This is a genomic window from Pseudohongiella nitratireducens (assembly GCF_001642735.1).
GTDB classification, from domain to species: Bacteria; Pseudomonadota; Gammaproteobacteria; order Pseudomonadales; family Pseudohongiellaceae; genus Pseudohongiella; species Pseudohongiella nitratireducens.
In genome coordinates this window covers 146,916-166,343 of the sequence record NZ_LWHM01000001.1, presented here as the reverse complement: position 1 = coordinate 166,343, position 19,428 = coordinate 146,916, and the positions used below count along the sequence as shown (strand labels likewise).

Annotated in this window: 14 protein-coding genes; 9 read left to right on the top strand and 5 right to left on the bottom strand. The window is 50.2% G+C overall.

The genetic code is table 11. The features are described 5' to 3' along the window. Positions 1 to 127: 127 nt before the first annotated feature. Entirely contained in the window at positions 128 to 1,054 is a 927-nt protein-coding gene (locus PSCS_RS00730) for an ABC transporter ATP-binding protein (RefSeq protein WP_068809872.1), read from the top strand. Then, a complete protein-coding gene (locus tag PSCS_RS00725; protein WP_068809871.1) occupies positions 1,054 to 1,815 on the top strand; it encodes an ABC transporter permease in 762 nt (253 codons plus the stop codon). The genes PSCS_RS00730 and PSCS_RS00725 overlap by 1 nt, the downstream gene beginning before the upstream one ends. 77 nt (positions 1,816 to 1,892) lie before the next feature. On the opposite strand, the gene PSCS_RS00720 is transcribed toward PSCS_RS00725, so the two are convergent. Further along, positions 1,893 to 3,338, bottom strand: coding sequence for a sensor domain-containing diguanylate cyclase (locus PSCS_RS00720; protein ID WP_068809870.1), 1,446 nt, complete (start codon positions 3,336 to 3,338; stop codon positions 1,893 to 1,895). A 187-nt stretch (positions 3,339 to 3,525) separates the two neighbouring features. Between PSCS_RS00720 and PSCS_RS00715 the strand changes: the two genes are divergently transcribed. Both PSCS_RS00715 and PSCS_RS00710 read left to right on the top strand, forming a co-directional pair. Continuing rightward, positions 3,526 to 4,245, top strand: a complete 720-nt coding sequence (locus tag PSCS_RS00715; RefSeq protein WP_082866695.1) for a DUF599 domain-containing protein — start codon at positions 3,526 to 3,528, stop codon at positions 4,243 to 4,245. 65 nt (positions 4,246 to 4,310) lie between these two features. Beyond that, positions 4,311 to 6,875, top strand: coding sequence for a bifunctional diguanylate cyclase/phosphodiesterase (locus PSCS_RS00710; protein WP_232790074.1), 2,565 nt, complete (start codon positions 4,311 to 4,313; stop codon positions 6,873 to 6,875). Here the strand turns inward: PSCS_RS00710 and PSCS_RS00705 are convergent. The 4 genes from PSCS_RS00705 to PSCS_RS00690 form a co-directional block, all read right to left on the bottom strand. Next, entirely contained in the window at positions 6,838 to 8,010 is a 1,173-nt protein-coding gene (locus PSCS_RS00705) for a type III PLP-dependent enzyme (RefSeq protein WP_068809868.1), read from the bottom strand. The genes PSCS_RS00710 and PSCS_RS00705 overlap by 38 nt on opposite strands. 242 nt (positions 8,011 to 8,252) lie before the next feature. Further along, on the bottom strand, positions 8,253 to 10,994 hold the full coding sequence (ppdK, locus tag PSCS_RS00700) for a pyruvate, phosphate dikinase (protein ID WP_068809867.1): 2,742 nt from the start codon (positions 10,992 to 10,994) through the stop codon (positions 8,253 to 8,255). Between the two features lie 213 nt (positions 10,995 to 11,207). Then, a complete protein-coding gene (locus PSCS_RS00695; protein ID WP_068809866.1) occupies positions 11,208 to 11,969 on the bottom strand; it encodes a slipin family protein in 762 nt (253 codons plus the stop codon). A gap of 99 nt (positions 11,970 to 12,068) precedes the next feature. After that, a complete protein-coding gene (locus PSCS_RS00690; protein WP_082866696.1) occupies positions 12,069 to 13,424 on the bottom strand; it encodes an NfeD family protein in 1,356 nt (451 codons plus the stop codon). 276 nt (positions 13,425 to 13,700) lie between these two features. Between PSCS_RS00690 and PSCS_RS00685 the strand changes: the two genes are divergently transcribed. From PSCS_RS00685 to PSCS_RS00665, 5 genes are all read left to right on the top strand, one after another. After that, complete coding sequence (locus PSCS_RS00685; protein ID WP_068809865.1) at positions 13,701 to 14,660, top strand: monooxygenase; 960 nt, start codon at positions 13,701 to 13,703, stop codon at positions 14,658 to 14,660. 313 nt (positions 14,661 to 14,973) lie between these two features. Next, on the top strand, positions 14,974 to 15,837 hold the full coding sequence (locus PSCS_RS00680; RefSeq protein WP_068809864.1) for a redoxin domain-containing protein: 864 nt from the start codon (positions 14,974 to 14,976) through the stop codon (positions 15,835 to 15,837). A 189-nt stretch (positions 15,838 to 16,026) separates the two neighbouring features. Beyond that, positions 16,027 to 16,986, top strand: a complete 960-nt coding sequence (locus PSCS_RS00675; RefSeq protein ID WP_068809863.1) for a monooxygenase — start codon at positions 16,027 to 16,029, stop codon at positions 16,984 to 16,986. 184 nt (positions 16,987 to 17,170) lie between these two features. Continuing rightward, complete coding sequence (locus PSCS_RS00670; RefSeq protein ID WP_068809862.1) at positions 17,171 to 18,154, top strand: monooxygenase; 984 nt, start codon at positions 17,171 to 17,173, stop codon at positions 18,152 to 18,154. A gap of 163 nt (positions 18,155 to 18,317) precedes the next feature. Next, positions 18,318 to 19,427 (top strand): NADH:flavin oxidoreductase, encoded by a 1,110-nt coding sequence (locus PSCS_RS00665; RefSeq protein WP_068809861.1) that lies wholly within the window; start codon positions 18,318 to 18,320, stop codon positions 19,425 to 19,427. Position 19,428 lies beyond the last annotated feature (1 nt).

The window sequence follows — 19,428 nt, the reverse complement described above, 5'->3', positions numbered from 1 at the left end:
GAATAAAACGGCGGTTGCGCTGCCTGGCTGTGAGCGTCACAATGCAGCAACCTTGCGACAAGCTTACTGGTTTGTTGTAGCGCACATGAAAATAATCAAATCACTTAACATGTCAGGATGAAATGTTATGCCTGAACCCATCGTCTCCATACGTGACCTGAACAAAACCTACAAAGGTGGGTATCAGGCACTCAAGAATATTAACCTGGATATCTATCCCGGAGAGATTATTGCTTTGCTTGGCCCCAATGGTGCCGGCAAGACGACTCTGATTTCGACAATTTGCGGCATTAATCAACCGACCAGCGGCACAGTTACCGTGGGTGGTTACGATACAGTTCGGGATTACCGGGAAACGCGCAGCCTGATTGGCCTGGTGCCGCAGGAGTTGACGACAGATTCGTTTGAAACGCCCTGGGTCACTGTCAGTTTCAGCCGCGGCTTGTTCAACAAGCCTAAAGATCCTGCCTACATTGAAAGTGTGTTGAAGGACGTTGCGCTTTGGGAGAAAAAGGACAACAAGATTATTACCTTGTCTGGTGGTATGAAACGTCGGTTGTTGATTGCCAAGGCACTGTCTCATGAACCCCGCATCTTGTTTCTGGATGAACCGACAGCGGGTGTGGATGTGGAGTTAAGGCGGGATATGTGGCGCCTGGTTCACCGTTTGCGTGAAAATGGTGTGACCGTGATTTTGACCACACATTACATCGAGGAAGCGGAAGAAATGGCAGATCGGGTAGCTGTCATAGCCAACGGTGAAATCACCCTGGTGGATGAGAAACAGGCGCTGATGCAGAAGCTGGGTAAGAAACAACTGATTCTGGATCTCTCCCAGCCTCTTGAGGCTCTGCCTGAAAGCCTGCCTGATTTTGATCTGAAACTGTCAGAGGACAATCTGCAGTTGATTTATACCTTTGAGAGTCAGGGCGAGCGAACCGGTATTACACGGTTGATGGAAGCGTTGCGAGACGAGGGTATACAGTTCAATGATTTGAGAACCGCGCAAAGTTCTCTGGAAGAGATTTTCGTGCAGTTGGTGGAGGAAGCCTGATGAACCTGAGAGCGATTAAATCCATCTATGCCTTTGAAATGGCACGCACGCGACGCACAATACTACAAAGTGTGATTGCCCCGGTATTGTCGACATCACTGTATTTTGTGGTCTTCGGTTCTGCTATTGGCTCGCGAATTCAGGAGGTCGAGGGTGTCAGTTATGGCGCGTTCCTGGTGCCTGGTCTGATTATGCTGTCATTGCTGACGCAGAGTATCTCAAACGCGTCATTCGGTATTTATTTCCCGAAATTTACCGGAACTATTTATGAATTAATGTCAGCGCCGGTTTCCATGATAGAGGCGGTATGCGGTTATGTCGGGGCAGCAGCCACGAAATCAGTGATGCTTGGGTTGATTATCCTGCTGACGGCATTCTTTTTTGTCGACTTGCGGATTGAGCATCCTTTTTTGATGTTGCTGTTTCTGATATTGACAGCCATTACCTTCAGTTTATTTGGCTTCATTATCGGGATCTGGGCTGATAATTTTGAAAAGCTGCAGTTGATCCCTTTGCTGGTAGTGACCCCGCTGGTCTTTCTTGGAGGCAGTTTTTACTCTGTCAGCATGCTAAGTCCCACCTGGCAGACGATTACACTGTTCAATCCGGTGCTGTATCTGGTTAGTGGCTTCCGCTGGAGTTTTTACGAGATTGCGGATGTCAGTATCTGGGTCAGTCTGGCGATGATCACTGTGTTTATGAGCATCTGCCTGCTGGTGCTGGCCTGGATATTTAAGACAGGTTACCGCTTACGTTCCTGACTTTAGCCCTTAAACTGAAGTTTCGGGGACCAAGCTGACGAAAGCGGTAACGGCAGGGCGGTAGACAATAAACGCGATCAGGGCAGGGGGACGACCTGGTCGCGGCCATTCTCTTTAGCCTGATAGAGAGCTGTATCAGCTCTGGAAATCAGACCTTCCAGTGTTTCCCCTTTATGATAGCCTGTTACACCAACGCTCAAGGTCATGTTGATCGGAGTTTTGCCAAAGGCAACAGACTGTGATTTGACCGCTTCACGAATGTCGTTGGCTCGCTTGATCGCATCATCCAGATCACAATGATCCAGCAGTAATGCAAACTCCTCACCACCCCATCGGCACAATGAGTCAGTACTGCGGGTCTGGCTGCGAATGCAGTTGGCCACGGACTGCAGAACCAGGTCTCCTGCATGGTGTCCGTGAGTGTCGTTGACCCGCTTGAAATAATCAATGTCGATAATCAGCATGGACAATGCTCGAGGATTTGTCTTCAGGCTGCGAATCTTTTCTTCAAAGCTGGCTTCAAGATAATGCCTGTTTCCTGTACTGGTCAGGCGGTCAGTGGTTGCCATGATTTCCAGCTTCTGCTGATAGGCGCGCAGGGTGAAGTGAGCGATGATTAGCACCAGCAGCATAATCGCTGCCGAAATCCCCAGATTTGATACCAGCGCCGAGTCCAGCTCCGACTGCCCCTGCATGCCATGTTGCTCAACAATCAGATACCAATCAAATTCGGGAACCAGCCGGGCATTGACGTAAACGGTTTCGTTGTCTTCGCTTTCAAAAGACAGGGAAGTGCTCGGTGTGCTCAGAATTTGTGTGGCGAATTCACTGAGGCCGGGTTGGTTTTGCAGCCTTTGCGGCGGTTGGTCAGTGGAGGGGCCGGTTAATGTGACATTGCCCTGACGGTCGACAAAATAAATTGAGCGGTTATAACGCTCCTGATAGGTGTTGATCAGGTCGGTTACCGCATTGACAGAGAGGCCGACGCCCGTGGCACCAATATAATTTCTGTTATAGTCAAAGACACGGTAATTGATGAAAATATTCAGCCGACTGGTGTCAGCGGTGTCTGTATCGACATTGATTTCGTAGGGATCCCGCATGTCGCTTACCCTGAAGTACCAGCTGTCTTGCGGGTCGCTGGGAGAGACGGTCCGTAATATGCCTTCTGGATGGTAATATTGCCTGGTTTTCTCAGAGACAAAAAATGCAGATATTGTGCCGTACTGTTGCTGTATCTCATTGAGGTAAGAGATGATGCGTGAGTTATCCTCTTCACCGGAGATGGTCCAGTCGCGTACGAAAGTATCATTCGCCATAAGTGATGAAATAAGTACCGGACGAATCAGGTCTCGCTGGATTTCAGAGTAAATGTTGTCACTGGTCAGCGGGAGTGTCTGACCGGCGACATTCTCCGACAGAGAGTTGCGAGCAATAATATAGCTGCTGAGGCTGGTGGCCAGGAACCCCATTACCATTAGCAGGAACAGGGCGCTTACGAACAGATACTTGCGTCTAGCCATAATGCTGTCTTTCAGTTTAAAAGTGGGGTAGTGGCCGGGTGAAGTGACGTATCATACCGCATATTGGCACGCTTGAAGAAGGCACAATCCCTCATGGGCGCAGTACTGCCCATTAGTATAGGTATCACCCCAGGTTCTGCACATAATGTTAGAATAAGGGGTAATTCAAAAAACGGAAACTGGCAGAATGTTTGATACGATATTTCATATCATTCGTATGAATCAGCTCGATTGCATCGCGTTGGTGTTTTTCGTGCTTTGTTTTCGTGGTTACCTTTATTATACATCGCTGCGCAGTGTGGATACTCCCTGTCTTGCGTTTGCCATGCACCGTTTCCGCAAGCAATGGATTCGCATGGCGCTATTGAGGGAGAACCGTATTGCCGACACCAATATCGTGGCCAATCTGGAAAGGAATGTTTCCTTCTTTGCTTCTTCAACTCTGCTGGTTCTTGCCGGTCTGGTCACGCTGTTAAGTTCCGCTGATGCCATGCTCGGCATGTTGCAGGATATCCCGTTTGCCGACCAGAGTAATAAGGCGGAATGGGAGCTGAAAGTCTTGCTGCTGGTGACGTTGTTCGTATATGGGTTTTTCAAGTTTACCTGGGCCCTGCGACAGTATGGGCTGATATCAGTGATGATTGGCGGGGCGCCGGAAACCTTTCTGAATACTCCAAAGCACGAGATGTCACGCCATGTCGAGTCAATCTCGTTGATGTCTTCTAAAGCGTCAGGTAATTTCAACAATGGCTTGCGCAGCTATTATTTCGCTATGGCTGCGTTGGGCTGGTTCATCAATGCCTGGCTATTCATGTTTTTGTCGGTCATGATTGTGCTGATTCTGTATCGACGTGAGTTTAAATCAGACACCCTGGCAATTATGATGGATGACCTGCCAGAACAATAAAAAACGTATCTCACTAAAACGGGTACATCATGCAGAAAGCCACCCAATCACAGCAGGACCGTACCATGCCATCCCCTTGGGCTGTGTGGGGGCGGTTAATTGTGCATTGGGTGTTGTTGCTGGCTTTGGTGTTAATCTTCCATACCTACCTTGAATACCGGTTGGCCCAGCGTGAGAAACAAAGCTGGGAAGCCGAGGTCAGTGATCGCCTGAGCACCATCCGCTATCAACTGGAAAGTACTCTCAGTAATACGCTTTCTCTCATTAATGGTGTCGCGGCCTTCATCGCTTCAGACCCTAACTTCACTGATGATCAATTCCAGCTCTATGCAGAGACAGTTGTCGAAAGAGAGCCGACGCTCCTCAGTCTGGTCGCTGCACCGGGGTTGGTGGCGAGACATATTTACCCTTTCGCTGGCAATGAAGCCGTTCTTGGTTTGGACTATTTGCAGAATGATGAGCAGAGGGACTCTGTGCTTCAGGCTGTTGAGCAGCGTGAGATGGTGGTTGATGGCCCTGTGGCTCTGGTGCAGGGGGGAAATGGTTTTATTGGCCGTATGCCGGTTCTGGTAGATGTCGAGGGTGGCGAAGCCCAGGTATGGGGAATAGTTGCTTCGGCAATCAGAATCGATTCGGTGTACGAAGCGGCAGGACTGGAGGATATTGATTCACTTGCTAACATGGCAATCCGCGATGCTGTTTCCGGTGAAACCTTTTATGGTAATGGCGCGGTTTTTGACAATGAAATGGCTATTGTCATGCCGGTCAGTGCTGCCAACAGAAGCTGGGAGTTCGCTGCCATGCCCAGGGCACCCATTGGTGCTGGCGCTGGGGTGTTTGTTCTGCGTGCCAGTAGCCTGGCCGTATTCCTGGGCTTGGCATCCCTGCTATTACTCCGGCATCGCCAGGAAAATCAAAATGCCCGGTTACGCCGGATTATTTTCAGCAACGAGCAGTTCTTAAGAGCGGTTGAACAAGTCTCTCATGTAGGGGGCTGGCGCTGGAATGGAACAGTATTTACTGATCTGTCAGCCCATGCCCGACAGATTTTAAGTATCCCATCTGTCGGGAAAGCTGTCCCGATGTCTGAATTTACCAGCAGCTTCAATGCGAGTAGCCGGCAGGCATTGTCTGATTATATCGAGATTGCATTCCTTAACCGGGAAAAACTCGATTGCGAAATTGAAGTGCAGCGTAATAATGGTGAATCTCTTTGGTTGCACATTAAAGCGGCTATCGATCAAAGTGATACCAAGTCGCCTGAGCTGATCGGTGCAATCCAGAACATTACCCAGCAAAAGAAAGCGGATCAGATTATTGAGTTTCAGGCCAACTATGACCAACTGACCCGGCTGCCAAACCGGGCATTATTTCTGGATCGCCTGCGGCATGCTTTATTGATGGCGAAAAGAGACCAAAAGCGAATCGCTGTTCTGTTTTTTGATCTCGATAATTTCAAATCAGTTAATGACAACCTGGGCCATGATGCTGGTGATGACTTGCTCATAGAAACAGGGCAGCGAATACAGGCGTGTATGCGCACCTCAGATACGGTAGCCCGGCATAGTGGCGATGAGTTTGTCGCACTGCTGACAGATGTTGGCTCAGCGGCAGTTGTATCACGAATCGCAGATGACATTGTGGCGTCGATGCGCCAGCCTTTTGTGCTTGATGGTCGGAGTGTTTACTGCAGTGTCAGTGTAGGTATTGCGTTCTCTCCCGATGATGGCAGTGATGTTGATACGCTGGTCATTAAGGCTGACCAAGCAATGTATCAGGTGAAGAAGTCGGGCCGTAACGGTTGGCAGTTTTACACCCAGGCGATGCAAAAGGAGTCTGAAGAGAAGCATCAGTTATTCAATGATCTGGTAGTGGCTATCGGCCAAAACGAACTGCAGGTCTATTATCAGCCCGTTGTCAGAGCCAGCGACGGCCAGGTAGTCAGCTGCGAAGCCCTGGTGCGCTGGCCGCAAAGTGAAGGCAAACTAATTTCTACGGATCTTTTTATCAGTGTGGCAGAAGAGCGAGGTCTGGTTAATCGTATCGATTTATTCGTTCTGCGCAATTCACTCGCCTTTATTCAGCAAATGAACGAGGAGCTGGATACTAAGGTACATCTGTCCGTGAATGTCTCGCCTAGACTACTGCATTTGCGGGATGAGGATGCAAAAGCCTGGCTGGATACCCTGCGCCAGCGGCAGGAAGTTGATCTGACCATTGAAATTACAGAGCGAGTGCTGGTTGAAGATTCCGACGACACGCATGAAGTCCTGCATGAGCTCGACCTGGCGGGGATACGTATTGCGATTGATGACTTCGGTACCGGCTATTCAGGGCTGAGTTATTTTTCCCGCTTTCCGGTTTCAGTCGTCAAGATTGATCGCTCTTTTATCAACGGCTTAAATACCAGTGAAACAGAAACCACACTGGTTGAAACTATTTTGCTGCTGGCGAACAAGCTGGGTGTGCAGGTGATTGCCGAAGGTGTGGAAACCGAAAGCCAGGCGGCGTTTCTGCGAGCTAACCATTGCGATATGTTGCAGGGTTATCACATTGCGCCGCCAATGCCTGAGAAAGAGTTTCTCGCCTTTGTTAAACGAAATAAGACTTCAGTGGTGGAAAGCCATTGAACTCGATCGAACTGTAGCTTGTGGTATATGCACCGGTTGAAAACCAGTACAGCCGGTCTCCGCTGGCAAGGTTCAACGGCAACTGATACTTGTGCTGTTCATACATGATGTCCGCACTGTCACAGGTCGGTCCGGCCAGGATGACGTCTTCACTTTCTCCCTGCTTTTCTGTGTAAATCGGAAATTTGATGCTTTCGTCCAGTGTCTCGATCAGACCGGAGAATTTACCCACATCAGTGAAAATCCAGCGATGCAGCGCCGTGTGTGATTTGCGGGAAATCAGCACAATTTCCGAGACCAGTACGCCCGAATTGGATATCAGAGAGCGGCCTGGCTCCAGAATAATCTCCGGTAGCTCGTCGCCGAAGTCCTCTTTCAGAAAGCGGGTGATCTCTTCAGCATACGTTTCCAGGGTATTGGCCCGCATCAGGTAATTAGCTGGAAAGCCGCCACCCAGGTTGATCATTTTCAGCGTGATGTCATCTTCTTCTTTCAGACGTTCGAAGATCACTTTCACTTTAGCGATAGCCGCATCCCAGACGCCAATGTCGCGTTGCTGAGAGCCCACATGGAATGAAATGCCATAGGGTTCCAGGCCCAGTTCCCGTGCCAGAATCAGCAGATCAATAGCCATGTCGGTGTGACAGCCAAATTTTCGAGACAGGGGCCAGTCCGCAGTGTGGCTGCCCTCGGTCAGGATTCTTACATAGACGCGAGCGCCAGGAGCTGCTTTGGCAATATTGCGTAAATCCGCCTCCGAGTCGGTGGCAAACATGCGCACACCTTTCTCATAAAAATAACGAATGTCGCGAGCTTTCTTGATGGTATTACCATAACTGCAGCGACTGGCTTCGATGCCGAGCGCTAATAGCTTGTCCAGTTCATAGATGGAAGCAACATCAAAGTTTGAGCCTTTATTGCGCAATAATTCCAGGATTTCATTGGCCGGATTGGCTTTAACTGCGTAATAGACATTGGCGTAGGGAAAGTGCTCTGTCAGCGCATCATAATGCTGACTGATCGTCGCCAGGTCGATAACCACAAAAGGCGTTTCTTTTGTGTCAGCTAACACTTTGATTTTCTGGAAAGATTCTTGAGTGTAGTAGTCTTCAATCTGAATTGGGTTTGCGCTCATGCGGGGTGTAATCTCCTTAAGCCTTGGTAAAGAGAGTGGGGGCGGGTTAAAACGCGCGCATTGTAGCAAAAGCTCATTTTGCGTAAATGTTATTTGTATTATGACTACACAATTTTATCTATCGTTAAAAACAAAACAACCGCCTGTAGGTTATGATGATCTACAGGCGGTTGTCGAGTTTATCGTTGCCACTGTTGCCACTCTATCTGGAGTGACTTGTACTGCTACCGTGTTGGCAGCTGCTAGTTGCCGGCACGCAATGCAGCCTGCGCCGCAGCCAGTCGGGCAATTGGCACACGGGGTGGAGAGCAGCTCACATACTGGAGTCCCAGGTTGTGACAGAAGTCGATCGAACTTGGGTCACCGGCATGCTCGCCACAAATACCCAGCTTAAGGTCAGGGCGGGTTTGCTTGCCGTTAGCGACAGCAAACTGCATCAGTTTGCCAACACCGGTTTTGTCGAGACTGGCGAAGGGGTTCTTGCTATAGATTTCCTTCCTCTGGTACTCGTCATAGAACAAGCCCATATCGTCTCGGCTCAGGCCCAGGGTAGTCTGTGTCAGGTCGTTGGTGCCGAAGCTGAAGAACTCCGCCTGTTCAGCGATTTCATCAGCGGTAATGGCGGCACGAGGCACTTCAACCATGGTGCCGACCAGGTAGTCGATTGTAACGCCTTTGTCTTTCATGACCTGTTCAGCGACGCGGCGAACCACTTTTAACTGGTCTGCCAGTTCCGCTTTGAAGCCAACCAGCGGAATCATGATTTCCGGGTTCACTTCAGTGCCATCGTTGGTCTTGATTTCAGCAACTGCTTCAAATACGGCCTGAACCTGCATCTCGGTAATTTCCGGGTAGAGGATGCCCAGACGGCAGCCGCGACAGCCCAGCATCGGGTTTTCTTCATGCAGCGCCTTGATGCGGTCGATGACGAACTCCAACGGCAGGCCAAGTTTGTCAGCCAACTGGCGTCTGACAGCATCGTCATGTGGCAGGAATTCGTGCAATGGTGGATCCAGCAGTCGAATGGTGACAGGGCGGTCGCCCATAGCACGGAACAGGCCGACAAAGTCCTGGCGTTGCATCGGCAACAGTTTTTTCAGGGCTTCGCGACGCTGGACACCATCTACCGCCAGAATCATCTGGCGCATATCGTCAATGCGGCTGCCTTCGAAGAACATGTGCTCTGTGCGGCACAAACCGATACCTTCAGCGCCGAATGCCACAGCCTGTTCAGCCATCGCTGACGTATCGGCATTGGTGCGAATACGCAGAGTACGGAACTCGTCTGACCAGTCCATTACGGTTTGGAAAAGCTGATAAGTATAGCTTTCTTCCGCCTTCAGGGTGCCTTCCAGAACGCGCTTCACTTCTGAATCGGCGCTTTCGATCAGACCTTCATATACGGAGCCTGTGGTGCCGTTAATGGAGATGTAATCGCCTTCTTTCAACGTCACGCCATTCGCTACCAGCGTTTTCTTCTCGTAGTTGATGGTGATGTCACCAGCACCACAAACGCAGACTTTACCTAACTGTCGGGCAACCAGTGCAGCGTGAGAGGAAACACCACCACGCGTGGTCAGAATGCCTTGTGAATGCAGCATGCCTTTCAGGTCATCCGGTGATGTTTCAGAGCGGCACAGAATGACTTTATTACCTTTGCGTGCTTCAATTTCAGCCTGGGCTGCGGTGAAAGCAATGCGGCCGGTAGCTGCACCAGGGCCTGCTGGCAGACCGCCACAAATTTTCTTGGCGGCTTCTTGCGCTTCCGGGTCAAAGACCGGAACCAGCAAGGTGTCGACAGACTCAGCTGGAATCATCAGCAACGCCGTTTTCTGGTCGATCAGGCCTTCTTTGTTCATTTCTACCGCAATACGGATCGCTGCCAGGCCGGTGCGCTTGCCGTTACGGGTCTGCAGGATGAAGAGTCGACCACCTTCAATCGTGAACTCAAAGTCCTGCATGTCTTTAAAGTGCTCTTCCAGGCGGGCCCGGACTTTCTCCAGGTCAGCGAAGTTCTCAGGCAGTTCGTCTGCCATTTCCGCGATAGCCTTTGGGGTGCGAACACCGGCAACAACATCTTCGCCCTGGGCATTGGTCAGGTATTCACCATAAAACACTTTCTCGCCGCTGGCGGGATCGCGTGTAAAGGCAACACCGGTGCCGCTGTCATTGCCAGCGTTACCGAATACCATGGCCTGAACGTTGACGGCTGTGCCCCATTCTGCCGGAATACCGTACTGCTGCCGGTAAAGAATGGCGCGCTCGTTTTTCCATGAACCGAATACGGCACCAACAGCGCCCCACAGTTGATCATAGGCATCTTGCGGGAATTCAGATCCGGTTTCCCTGGCGATCAGCGCTTTGTATTTGACGACCAGCTCTTTCAGCTCGTCTTCAGTCAGCTCATTATCCTGCGCTTTACCAGCGGCTTTTTTGGTCTCTTCCAGAATAACGTGGAAGGGATCCTCGGACTCTTCATTGGCAGCTTCAACACCCATGACGACATCGCCGTACATCTGGATGAAGCGCCGGTAACAGTCCCAGGCGAAACTTGGGTTGCCGGAGATCTTGGCCAGACCTTCCACCGTTTCGTCATTAAGGCCGAGGTTGAGGATGGTATCCATCATGCCAGGCATGGAATCGCGTGCACCTGAGCGCACAGAAACCAGCAACGGGTTGGCGGCATCGCCAAACCCACGGCCCATCTGTTCTGCAACGCTCTGGATGGCCTGCTTTACATCTTCAGCTAAAGAAGCAGGATAGGTGCGATCATGATCATAAAAGTAAGTACAGACTTCTGTGCTGATGGTAAAACCGGGAGGCACTGGCAAACCGATGGATGCCATTTCGGCCAGGTTGGCTCCTTTACCGCCGAGGAGCTCACGCATAGTTGCGTTGCCGTCGGTTTGGCTACCGAAGTTGTAGACAAATTTCTGGGTGGTGGGTTGTGCTTTCGCTGTGCTGGTATCAGACATCTGTTTCATGTTCCCGCATTCTTAATCAGCAATTGAACTTTTTAGGGGCGCCGTCCACTTTGGCGAGGTGCCGAAGGATATAGTAAGTCTGGCCTAAAATCCAGCAAATGGCTAAGAAAATTGGTAGTGAAAGTGCAACGAACTGTCGTGAAGTCGCGGCGATTGGCTGCTAATTCGCTACCATTGTAGTAATACTACAAAAATATAGAGCACCCGCTCGGTTTAAGGCTTTTCCGTGACTTTGGCCAGGCTTTTCAGTGATTGCAGTAAATCGACAGGTAGCGGGAATACGATTGTCGAATTCTTTTCGCCAGCAATCTCGGTCAGTGTCTGCAGGTACCTTAGCTGCAGAGATTCAGGTTGGCCGGATAATTGTCGGGCGGCTTCTACAAGCTTTTGTGATGCCTCAAACTCACCAGCGGCATGAATGATCTTGGCGCGTCGCGCCCGCTCTGCTTCGGCTTGCTGGGCGATGGCACGGATCATACTCTCGTCTATGTCTACGTGCTTGATCTCGACGTTGGAGACCTTGATTCCCCAGTTATCGGTTTGCTGATCAAGAATTTCCTGTATGTCAGCGTTCAGCCTTTCCCGTTCAGAGAGCAGTTCGTCCAGTTCGTGCTGGCCCAGTACCGACCGCAGTGTGGTTTGCGCCAACTGGCCGGTGGCTTCCATGAAATTCTCGACATTGATAATGGCTTTCTGCGGGTCCACTACCCGGAAATACAGCACGGCATTCACTTTGACAGAGACGTTGTCACGAGTGATAAGGTCTTGCGAAGGAATATCCCAGACAGCCGTTCTCAGGCTGATCTTGTCGATTTGCTGCAGGCCGGGGATAACCATGATAAGTCCGGGGCCTTTGACTTTGTAGTAACGCCCCAGCATGAAGATGACGCCGCGTTCGTACTCTTTTAGTATCTTGAACGTCGCGACAAAGAAGGCGGCAACAACCGCGATGCTAATCAGAATAAAAGGCTCCATGTTTCTTCTCCTTCTTCAGGGTGAAAAGACTGCGGGTATCAGGGCCTCAGAATATCAGCGAATTACCCGAACGATATGCCAGGGTTGGGCTTGGTGTTTTTATGTGGCACGATCTTTTTTGGCAATATACAGGGTTAACCCCTCTACCCGTGTCACTGTTATATGCTCGCCCCGTTGCACTGGCTGGTTACTGACAGCTTGCCAGCGCTCGCCCTGTAATTGCACTGCCCCTTGTCGCTGGAAGTCTTCCAGGGCGACGGCTGACTGGCCGATCATGTGTTCTACGCCACTGGCCGGTGGCTGTTTTCTCGCTTTCAGTGCTGACCACAGGACCAGCGCCATTAGCGCGCCTGTTGAGACTGTCGTGGCAGCAATTAGCGCGCGGGATATTTGCCAGGCCGGTTCTGCGGTATCGATGAGCAGGAATGAACCCAGTAAAAATGCCAGCAATCCACCCGCTCCGAGCACGGCAATGCCCGGTGTCAGCAACTCGGCGCAAAGCAGTACCAGCCCCAGCACCATCAGGCTGGCACCAGCATAGTTCACCGGCAGTAACGACAGACCGTATGAGGCTAATACCAGACAGATCACCCCCAGTATGCCACCAAGGGCGATGCCGGGGCTGTAAAACTCGAGAATAATGCCGTAAAAGCCAATGGTCAGGAGCAAGTAAGCGATGTTTGGCTGGGCGACAAAAGCGAGCAGGTCGTCTCGCCAGTCGGTTTCGCGGGGCTCGATCACGGCATTGTCCAGGTCGAGTGAGAGCGTTGAGCCGTTTTTTTCAACCGACTGGCCATTAAGTGTGGCAATCAGGTCGGGCAGGGAGTCTGCTACCAGATCGATCAGGCCGTTAATCAACGCTTCGTCGGCCGTGAAGCTGCTGCCATCTGTAATTGCGGTCACTGCGATGTCGGCATTCCGGTCCTGGCGAGCAGCCAGAGTGCGCATATAGGCAGAGGCATCGCTAATGACTTTGCGGGCAACATTGTTTTCAGGGTCGTTGGCATTAACCGGTGTGGCTGCTCCCATATTACTGGTGCTCGACATAACGGCAACATCGCTTGCCATCATGATGAACATACCGGCGCTGGCGGCTCTGGCGCCAGCCGGGGCGACCCAGGTGATTACCGGAACAGGTGCCTGGAGTATCGTGTTTACGATTTGCCTCATGGCCTGATCAAGGCCCCCGGGGGTGTTGATTTGCAAAATAATGGCAGCGGTGTTGCTGTTGGTGTTGGCAAATTGCCGGGCAACAAAGTCGGCTGTCGCTGGTCCGATGGGCCCTTGAACAGGGATTAGCGGGATGGTTGATGAGCTTTGGGCGGGGGCTGGCTCAGATTGTGCCCATGAAATTGATGACGGCTTAGTGAAAAGCAGTAAAAAAAGTGCAAACAGGCAGAAAAAAAGTTTGCTGCCATTGGCGCTGTTTTTGCGGGAAAGGCTAACCATTAACATAAGTGCTCGCTCGGTAATGCCTGTAATATCAATATAGTACGCTTATAAATTAACAGAGTCGAATGGGCTGATCTGAAAAATCTAACGCTTGCTCGACACACTTTGTTGCAAAAATAGGGTGGCAAGCGTTGTACTCGCTGAAAAACTTGGTTTACGATCCATCGCAATGCTGATTGATAGACATGACGCAGAAACGACAGAAAAGGTGATGGGGTAGTTCGCTACGACTCAAGTGAAGAATTCACCATCACTTAACCCTGCGGGAGGAATTCCATAATGATGAAGAAAATCGGTTTATCCGCGATTATCGCGACAACAGCTGCATTCAGCTTGCAAGCTAACGCAGCTGATCCGCTGACAGAAATCAAGCCCATCGACGCTGAGTGGCAGTATAACGGTTCAGAGCCTGACTACGTTGTAGACGTACCTAGCTTCACTGTACCTGCTACTGGTGTTATCGACTACATCGATTCAGTAATTCCACTGGAGTTCGGTGAAGACAAGTGGGTAAAAGCTGTTCAGTTTATCCCAGGCGATAAGCGCGTACTGCACCATCTGCTGTCATATGTAGTAGCTGATGACGCTGGCGGCCGTGAAGGCATGCTGGACGAAACAGTTAACGATCCGCGTCGTGAATTCCTGGAAGGTTATGCGCCAGGTAAAGAGTATGCAACGTCATACCCAGACAACACTGGTATCTTCGTACCAGAAGGTTCTGCACTGCGCATGAGCATCCACTACACGTCTTTCGGTCAGGAAACTGTCGACAGCACACGTGTTGGTCTGTGGTTCTTCGACAAGGCTGAAGAGCCAGATTTCGAATACCACACTTACTCAGTGGCTACGCCTATGAACCAGATCGAAATCCCTGCTGGTGATTTCGAGCACGAAGCTGCAGCAAGCCATGTCTTCGAAAAAGACATCGTATTGCACGGTTTCCGCGCTCACATGCACTATCGTGGTAAGTCAATGTCAGCACGAGTTGTTTACCCTGATAACACTGTTGAAGAAATCATCAATATTCCTAACTACAACTTCGCTTGGCAGCCTACTTACCAGACTGACGAGCCAATGGTTCTGCCAGCCGGTTCGCGCGTAGTAGTAGAAGGTCTGTTTGACAACTCTGAGTACAACCTGGGTGTTCCGGATCCAACCGTAAACGCCATGGGCGGCCTGCAGAGCTGGGAAGAAATGTTCATCGGTTACTTCTCTTACCACGATTACGTACCTGAGTAATCGTCAATCAGAAGTTATTGATTGAGCAGCACAACAACAAAAAAGGGCTGCTTCCATGAGAAGCAGCCCTTTTTGTTTGTCCTGACATTAAATATGCCTGGCTGTGACAGTGTTTGAAGATAATTGTCATAAGTTTGCGCCAGGTTAAGGATTTCCGGATTTAGGTGTTGTAGAATTTGACTGCTTTGGAACATATGTTGAGAATATGGACCAAAGAAGAACAATAAATTATAAATGCCGCTGAGCTGACCTGCGCCGCTAGCGTAGGTGTTCCGCAGAAGTATCCAGAGAGAGTTATGAGGGTTTGTTCACCATGAAAAAATTTAGTTTGCTGGCACTATTCTCTTTAGCTGCCGCTTTCAGCTTTAACGCACAAGCTGCTGATCGAGTCGGCGATTTCTTCCTGATCGACGACGAAGGTAAAGGTCATCAACTCAGCAAGTATGCATTCAATAAGGCTGTTGTTATTGTATCTCAGCAAAACGGTTGTACTGACAACCAGCAAAACATTGCTCGTTACAAGCAACTGCGTACTAACTTCGATCACCGTGGCGTCAGCTTCGTGATGCTGAATGCATCAGATGAAGATAGCCGTGAGGACATCATTGCCGAAGAAGCGGTCTGGAACTATGACCTGCCGATTATGGACGATGATTCTCAATTGGTAGCTGAATCACTGGGTATTGAGAAAGCTGGTCAGGTCGTTGTTGTTGACCCTGAGCGTATGAGCGTTCTGTACCGTGGTCCAATGCCTGCACAGTGGGCGCGTGCGCCTCTGGGTGAAGTGCTGGAAGCCATTCTGGCTGACGGTGCTGACAGCCGTGACATGGAAACTGTAAATGTTGACATGGAAACCGCTGAAGGTTGTGCTGTTGAGTTCCCAGCGCGTGATGCACACCTGGCTGACGTGCCTGATTATGAAACAGAAGTTGCACCGATCCTGATCGAGCGTTGCACTGGCTGTCACGTCGAAGGCGGTATTGGTCCGTTCGCGATGAACAGCCACATGATGATTCAGGGCTGGAGCCCAATGATCAAAGAAGTGATCATGACGAATCGTATGCCTCCAATGCAGGTAGATCCCACAGTTAAAACCTGGGTTAACTCAGGCAACTTCCCAATCGAAGAGCGTCAAACACTGATTCACTGGATCAATGCGGGCTCTCCTCGAAACTAAGTTAGCTTTGCTTGAGTCGCCTTGCTGGTAACCAATAAAGGCAATTCGACCAAGAGTGTGATTTAAAAGGCCAGCTGTTTTAACAGCTGGCCTTTTTATTTGCCATTTTTGAACACCTGATTTACGATCAGCTTAGCTGCAAGGCAGTCTGTGTGCAGCTTCTGATTGTACACTCAGGAGAAAATAATAATGAAATCAAAGAGTTTGACTGCTGTAATGGCTGCTATGGCCATGTCAGTCAGTGGTGCGGCACTTGCCGGTGTTGACCCGCTGACAGAGATCCAACCCCCGCAGAGTGAGTGGACCTACAATGGCACTCAGCCTGATCACATTGTCGAAGTGCCCAGCTTTACTGTTCCCGCTACAGGTGTCATTGACTATATTGACTCTGTTATTCCGCTGGAATTTGAAGAGGAGAAATGGGTCAAGGCTGTACAGTTTATCCCGGGCGACAAGCGCGTGCTTCATCACCTGTTATCTTATGTCGTGGCTGAAGAAGCGGCAGCTGATGGTGTGATTGATGAGGCCGATAATGATCCGCGACGTGAATTCCTGGAAGGCTATGCGCCGGGTAAGGAATATGCGACGCAGTTTCCGGAAGGGACAGGCCTTCGTGTGCCAGTTGATTCTGCGATACGTATGAGTATCCATTACACCTCATTTGGCCAGGAAACTGTCGACAACACCAAGGTTGGTCTCTGGTTCTATGAGGAAGATGAGGAGCCTAGCCTGGATTTCCGCACTTACTCTGTTTCAGCGAATGGCAAGGATCGTTTGCACATTCCTGCCGGTGCAATGAATCATGAGATGGCGGCAAGTCACGTGTTTGAGGATGATATTCTGCTATATGGCTTCCGCGCACACATGCACTACCGTGGTAAGTCCATGAGTGCACGTGTTATTTATCCGGACAATTCCGTCGAAGATATCATCAACGTTGCCAATTACAATTTTGCCTGGCAGCCTACATACCGTATTGATGAGCCAATTGCCCTGCCTGCCGGTTCGCGTGTGGTTGTAGAGGGGTTGTTCGACAACTCTGAATACAATTTAGGTAATCCGGACCCCACGGTGCCAGCCATAGGCGGCCCTCAGAGCTGGGAGGAGATGTTTATCGGGTATTTCTCATATACCGATATGCCTGAATAAAATATCTATATATATCAGTTAAGTAGCGCCGCCCTGGATGTAAACGCCAGGGCGGCGTTTTTGCAGGTAACACAATGTTGCAAAATCACTGCCTCTGTACTTGTGCGACAGATTAATCTGATCTAGTCTGAAATCGACGTTAAATGTATGAACCCATATGTACTGGAGTAGAGGAGCAGTGAAAATGAAAAAAACGAGTCTGACTGCTGCCATGCTGTTTGCATCCGCTGCGTTTGCATCCGCTGCGTTTGCATCGGTTGCTAATGCGGGAGTAGACCCTCTGACGGAAGTCAAACCAATGGATAGCGAGTGGACCTATGATGGTACCGCGCCTGATTATGTAGTGGATGTTCCGTCATTCACTGTACCGGCGACCGGTGTCATCGATTACATCGACTCTGTTATCCCACTTGAGTTTGAAGAAGAGAAGTGGGTCAAGGCAGTCCAATTTATCCCTGGTGACAAACGAGTATTACACCACTTGTTGTCTTATGTCGTAGCTGATGAGCCGGAATCCCATGAAGGGATGCTGGACGAGGCTGAAAACGACCCACGTCGTGAGTTCCTGGAAGGCTATGCGCCGGGTAAGGAATATGCGACTCAATATCCAGAAGGAACAGGTATCAAAGTGCCTGTGGACTCTGCACTGCGCATGAGCATCCACTACACTTCATTCGGTCAGGAAACTGTCGACAACACGAAAGTGGGTCTGTGGTTCCACGACGAAGCTGATGCTGAGTCTGCTCTGGAGTATCACACACACTCAGTGTCTCCGGGTAACCGAACAGAGAATATCCAGATTCCTGCGGGCGCCATGAATCATGAAATGGCTGCAACGCATGTGTTTGAAGAGGATATTATGCTGTACGGCTTCCGAGCGCACATGCACTATCGCGGTAAGGCGATGGCAGCACGCGTTATCTATCCGGATAACACAACAGAAGACATTATTAATGTCCCTAACTACAACTTTGCCTGGCAGCCAACTTATCAAATGGATGAGCCTATTATGTTGCCAGCCGGCTCACGCGTAGTTGTTGAAGGTCTGTTCGACAACTCTGAGTACAACCTGGGCGTGCCGGATCCAACCGTGACAGCCATGGGTGGTTTGCAAAGTTGGGAAGAAATGTTCATCGGTTACTTCTCATATACCGATGTCCCTGAGTAAACTGGGGTAAGGACTGATTCGTCGATTATGACTTGAAATCAGTCCCCTCTAGCAGTAAAAAAGAGGCTGCTTCTGTACAGGAGCAGCCTTTTTTATAACCGCCATTCATGGCGGTTACCCTTTGGGTTGTCATAGTGCAACGTGAACAACAAGGAAACCAGTCATGACGCAAGTCCCAGCCATGGACGCAATGCTCAAACCTTTCGAATCCACTAAATTATCCCTGAAAAACCGTCTTGTCATGGCGCCTATGACGCGTCAGTTTTCGCCGGGTGGTGTGCCAAATCAGTTGGTAGTTGATTATTATCGGCGCCGGGCTGAAGGTGATGTGGGTTTAATCATTACCGAAGGCACCACAGTCGATCACCCTGCGGCCTCATTTGACGACAAAATCCCCAATTTTCATAGTGAAGAAGCCCTGGCCGGGTGGAAAAAGGTAGTGGATGCGGTTCATGAAGCTGGCGGCAAGATTGCCCCACAGCTATGGCATGTAGGTTGTGCCCGTAAGCCAGGCACCGGGCCGAACCCGGAATACCCATCGGCGACCCCTTCCGGTTATGCATTACCTGATAAAAAAGTTGGCGAGCCATTAAGTGCCGATGAAATTGATAGTATCGTTCGCGCTTTTGCGACAGCTGCAGGGAAGGCGAAAGCAATAGGCTTTGATGCGGTGGAAGTACACGGAGCCCATGGTTATCTGGTTGATGATTTCCTCTGGGAAGGGCTTAATCACCGGGATGATCGGTATGGTGGTTCTATGGCAGGAAGAAGCACGTTTGCGGCTGATATCGTGGCGGCCATCCGTGCTGAAGTCGGTGAGGACTTTCCGATTATTTTCCGCTTTTCCCAGTGGAAACAACAGGATTACAAGGCAAAGCTGGCCCAGTCTCCAGAAGAGCTTTTTGATGTGCTGTACCCTATATCAGAAGCAGGTGTCGATATTTTTCACTGCAGTACACGTCGGTTCTGGGAGCCAGAGTTTGAAGGTTCTGAGCTGAATTTGGCAGGGTGGACACGAAAACTTTTGGGTAAGCCTGTTATTACAGTAGGAAGTGTCAGTCTAAATGAAGAATTTATTTCTACTTTCCAGGGTGGTTCGGCAGAGTCAGCTGATATTAATGACCTGATCAACCGTTTGGCTGCTGATGAGTTCGATCTTGTGGCCGTTGGGCGGGCGTTGATAGCCAATCCAGACTGGCTGCAAACAGTAGCATCGGGTGATCAGGACAAACTGAAGTCATTTGACAAGAGCTTGCTGGCAGAGCTGGTCTAAA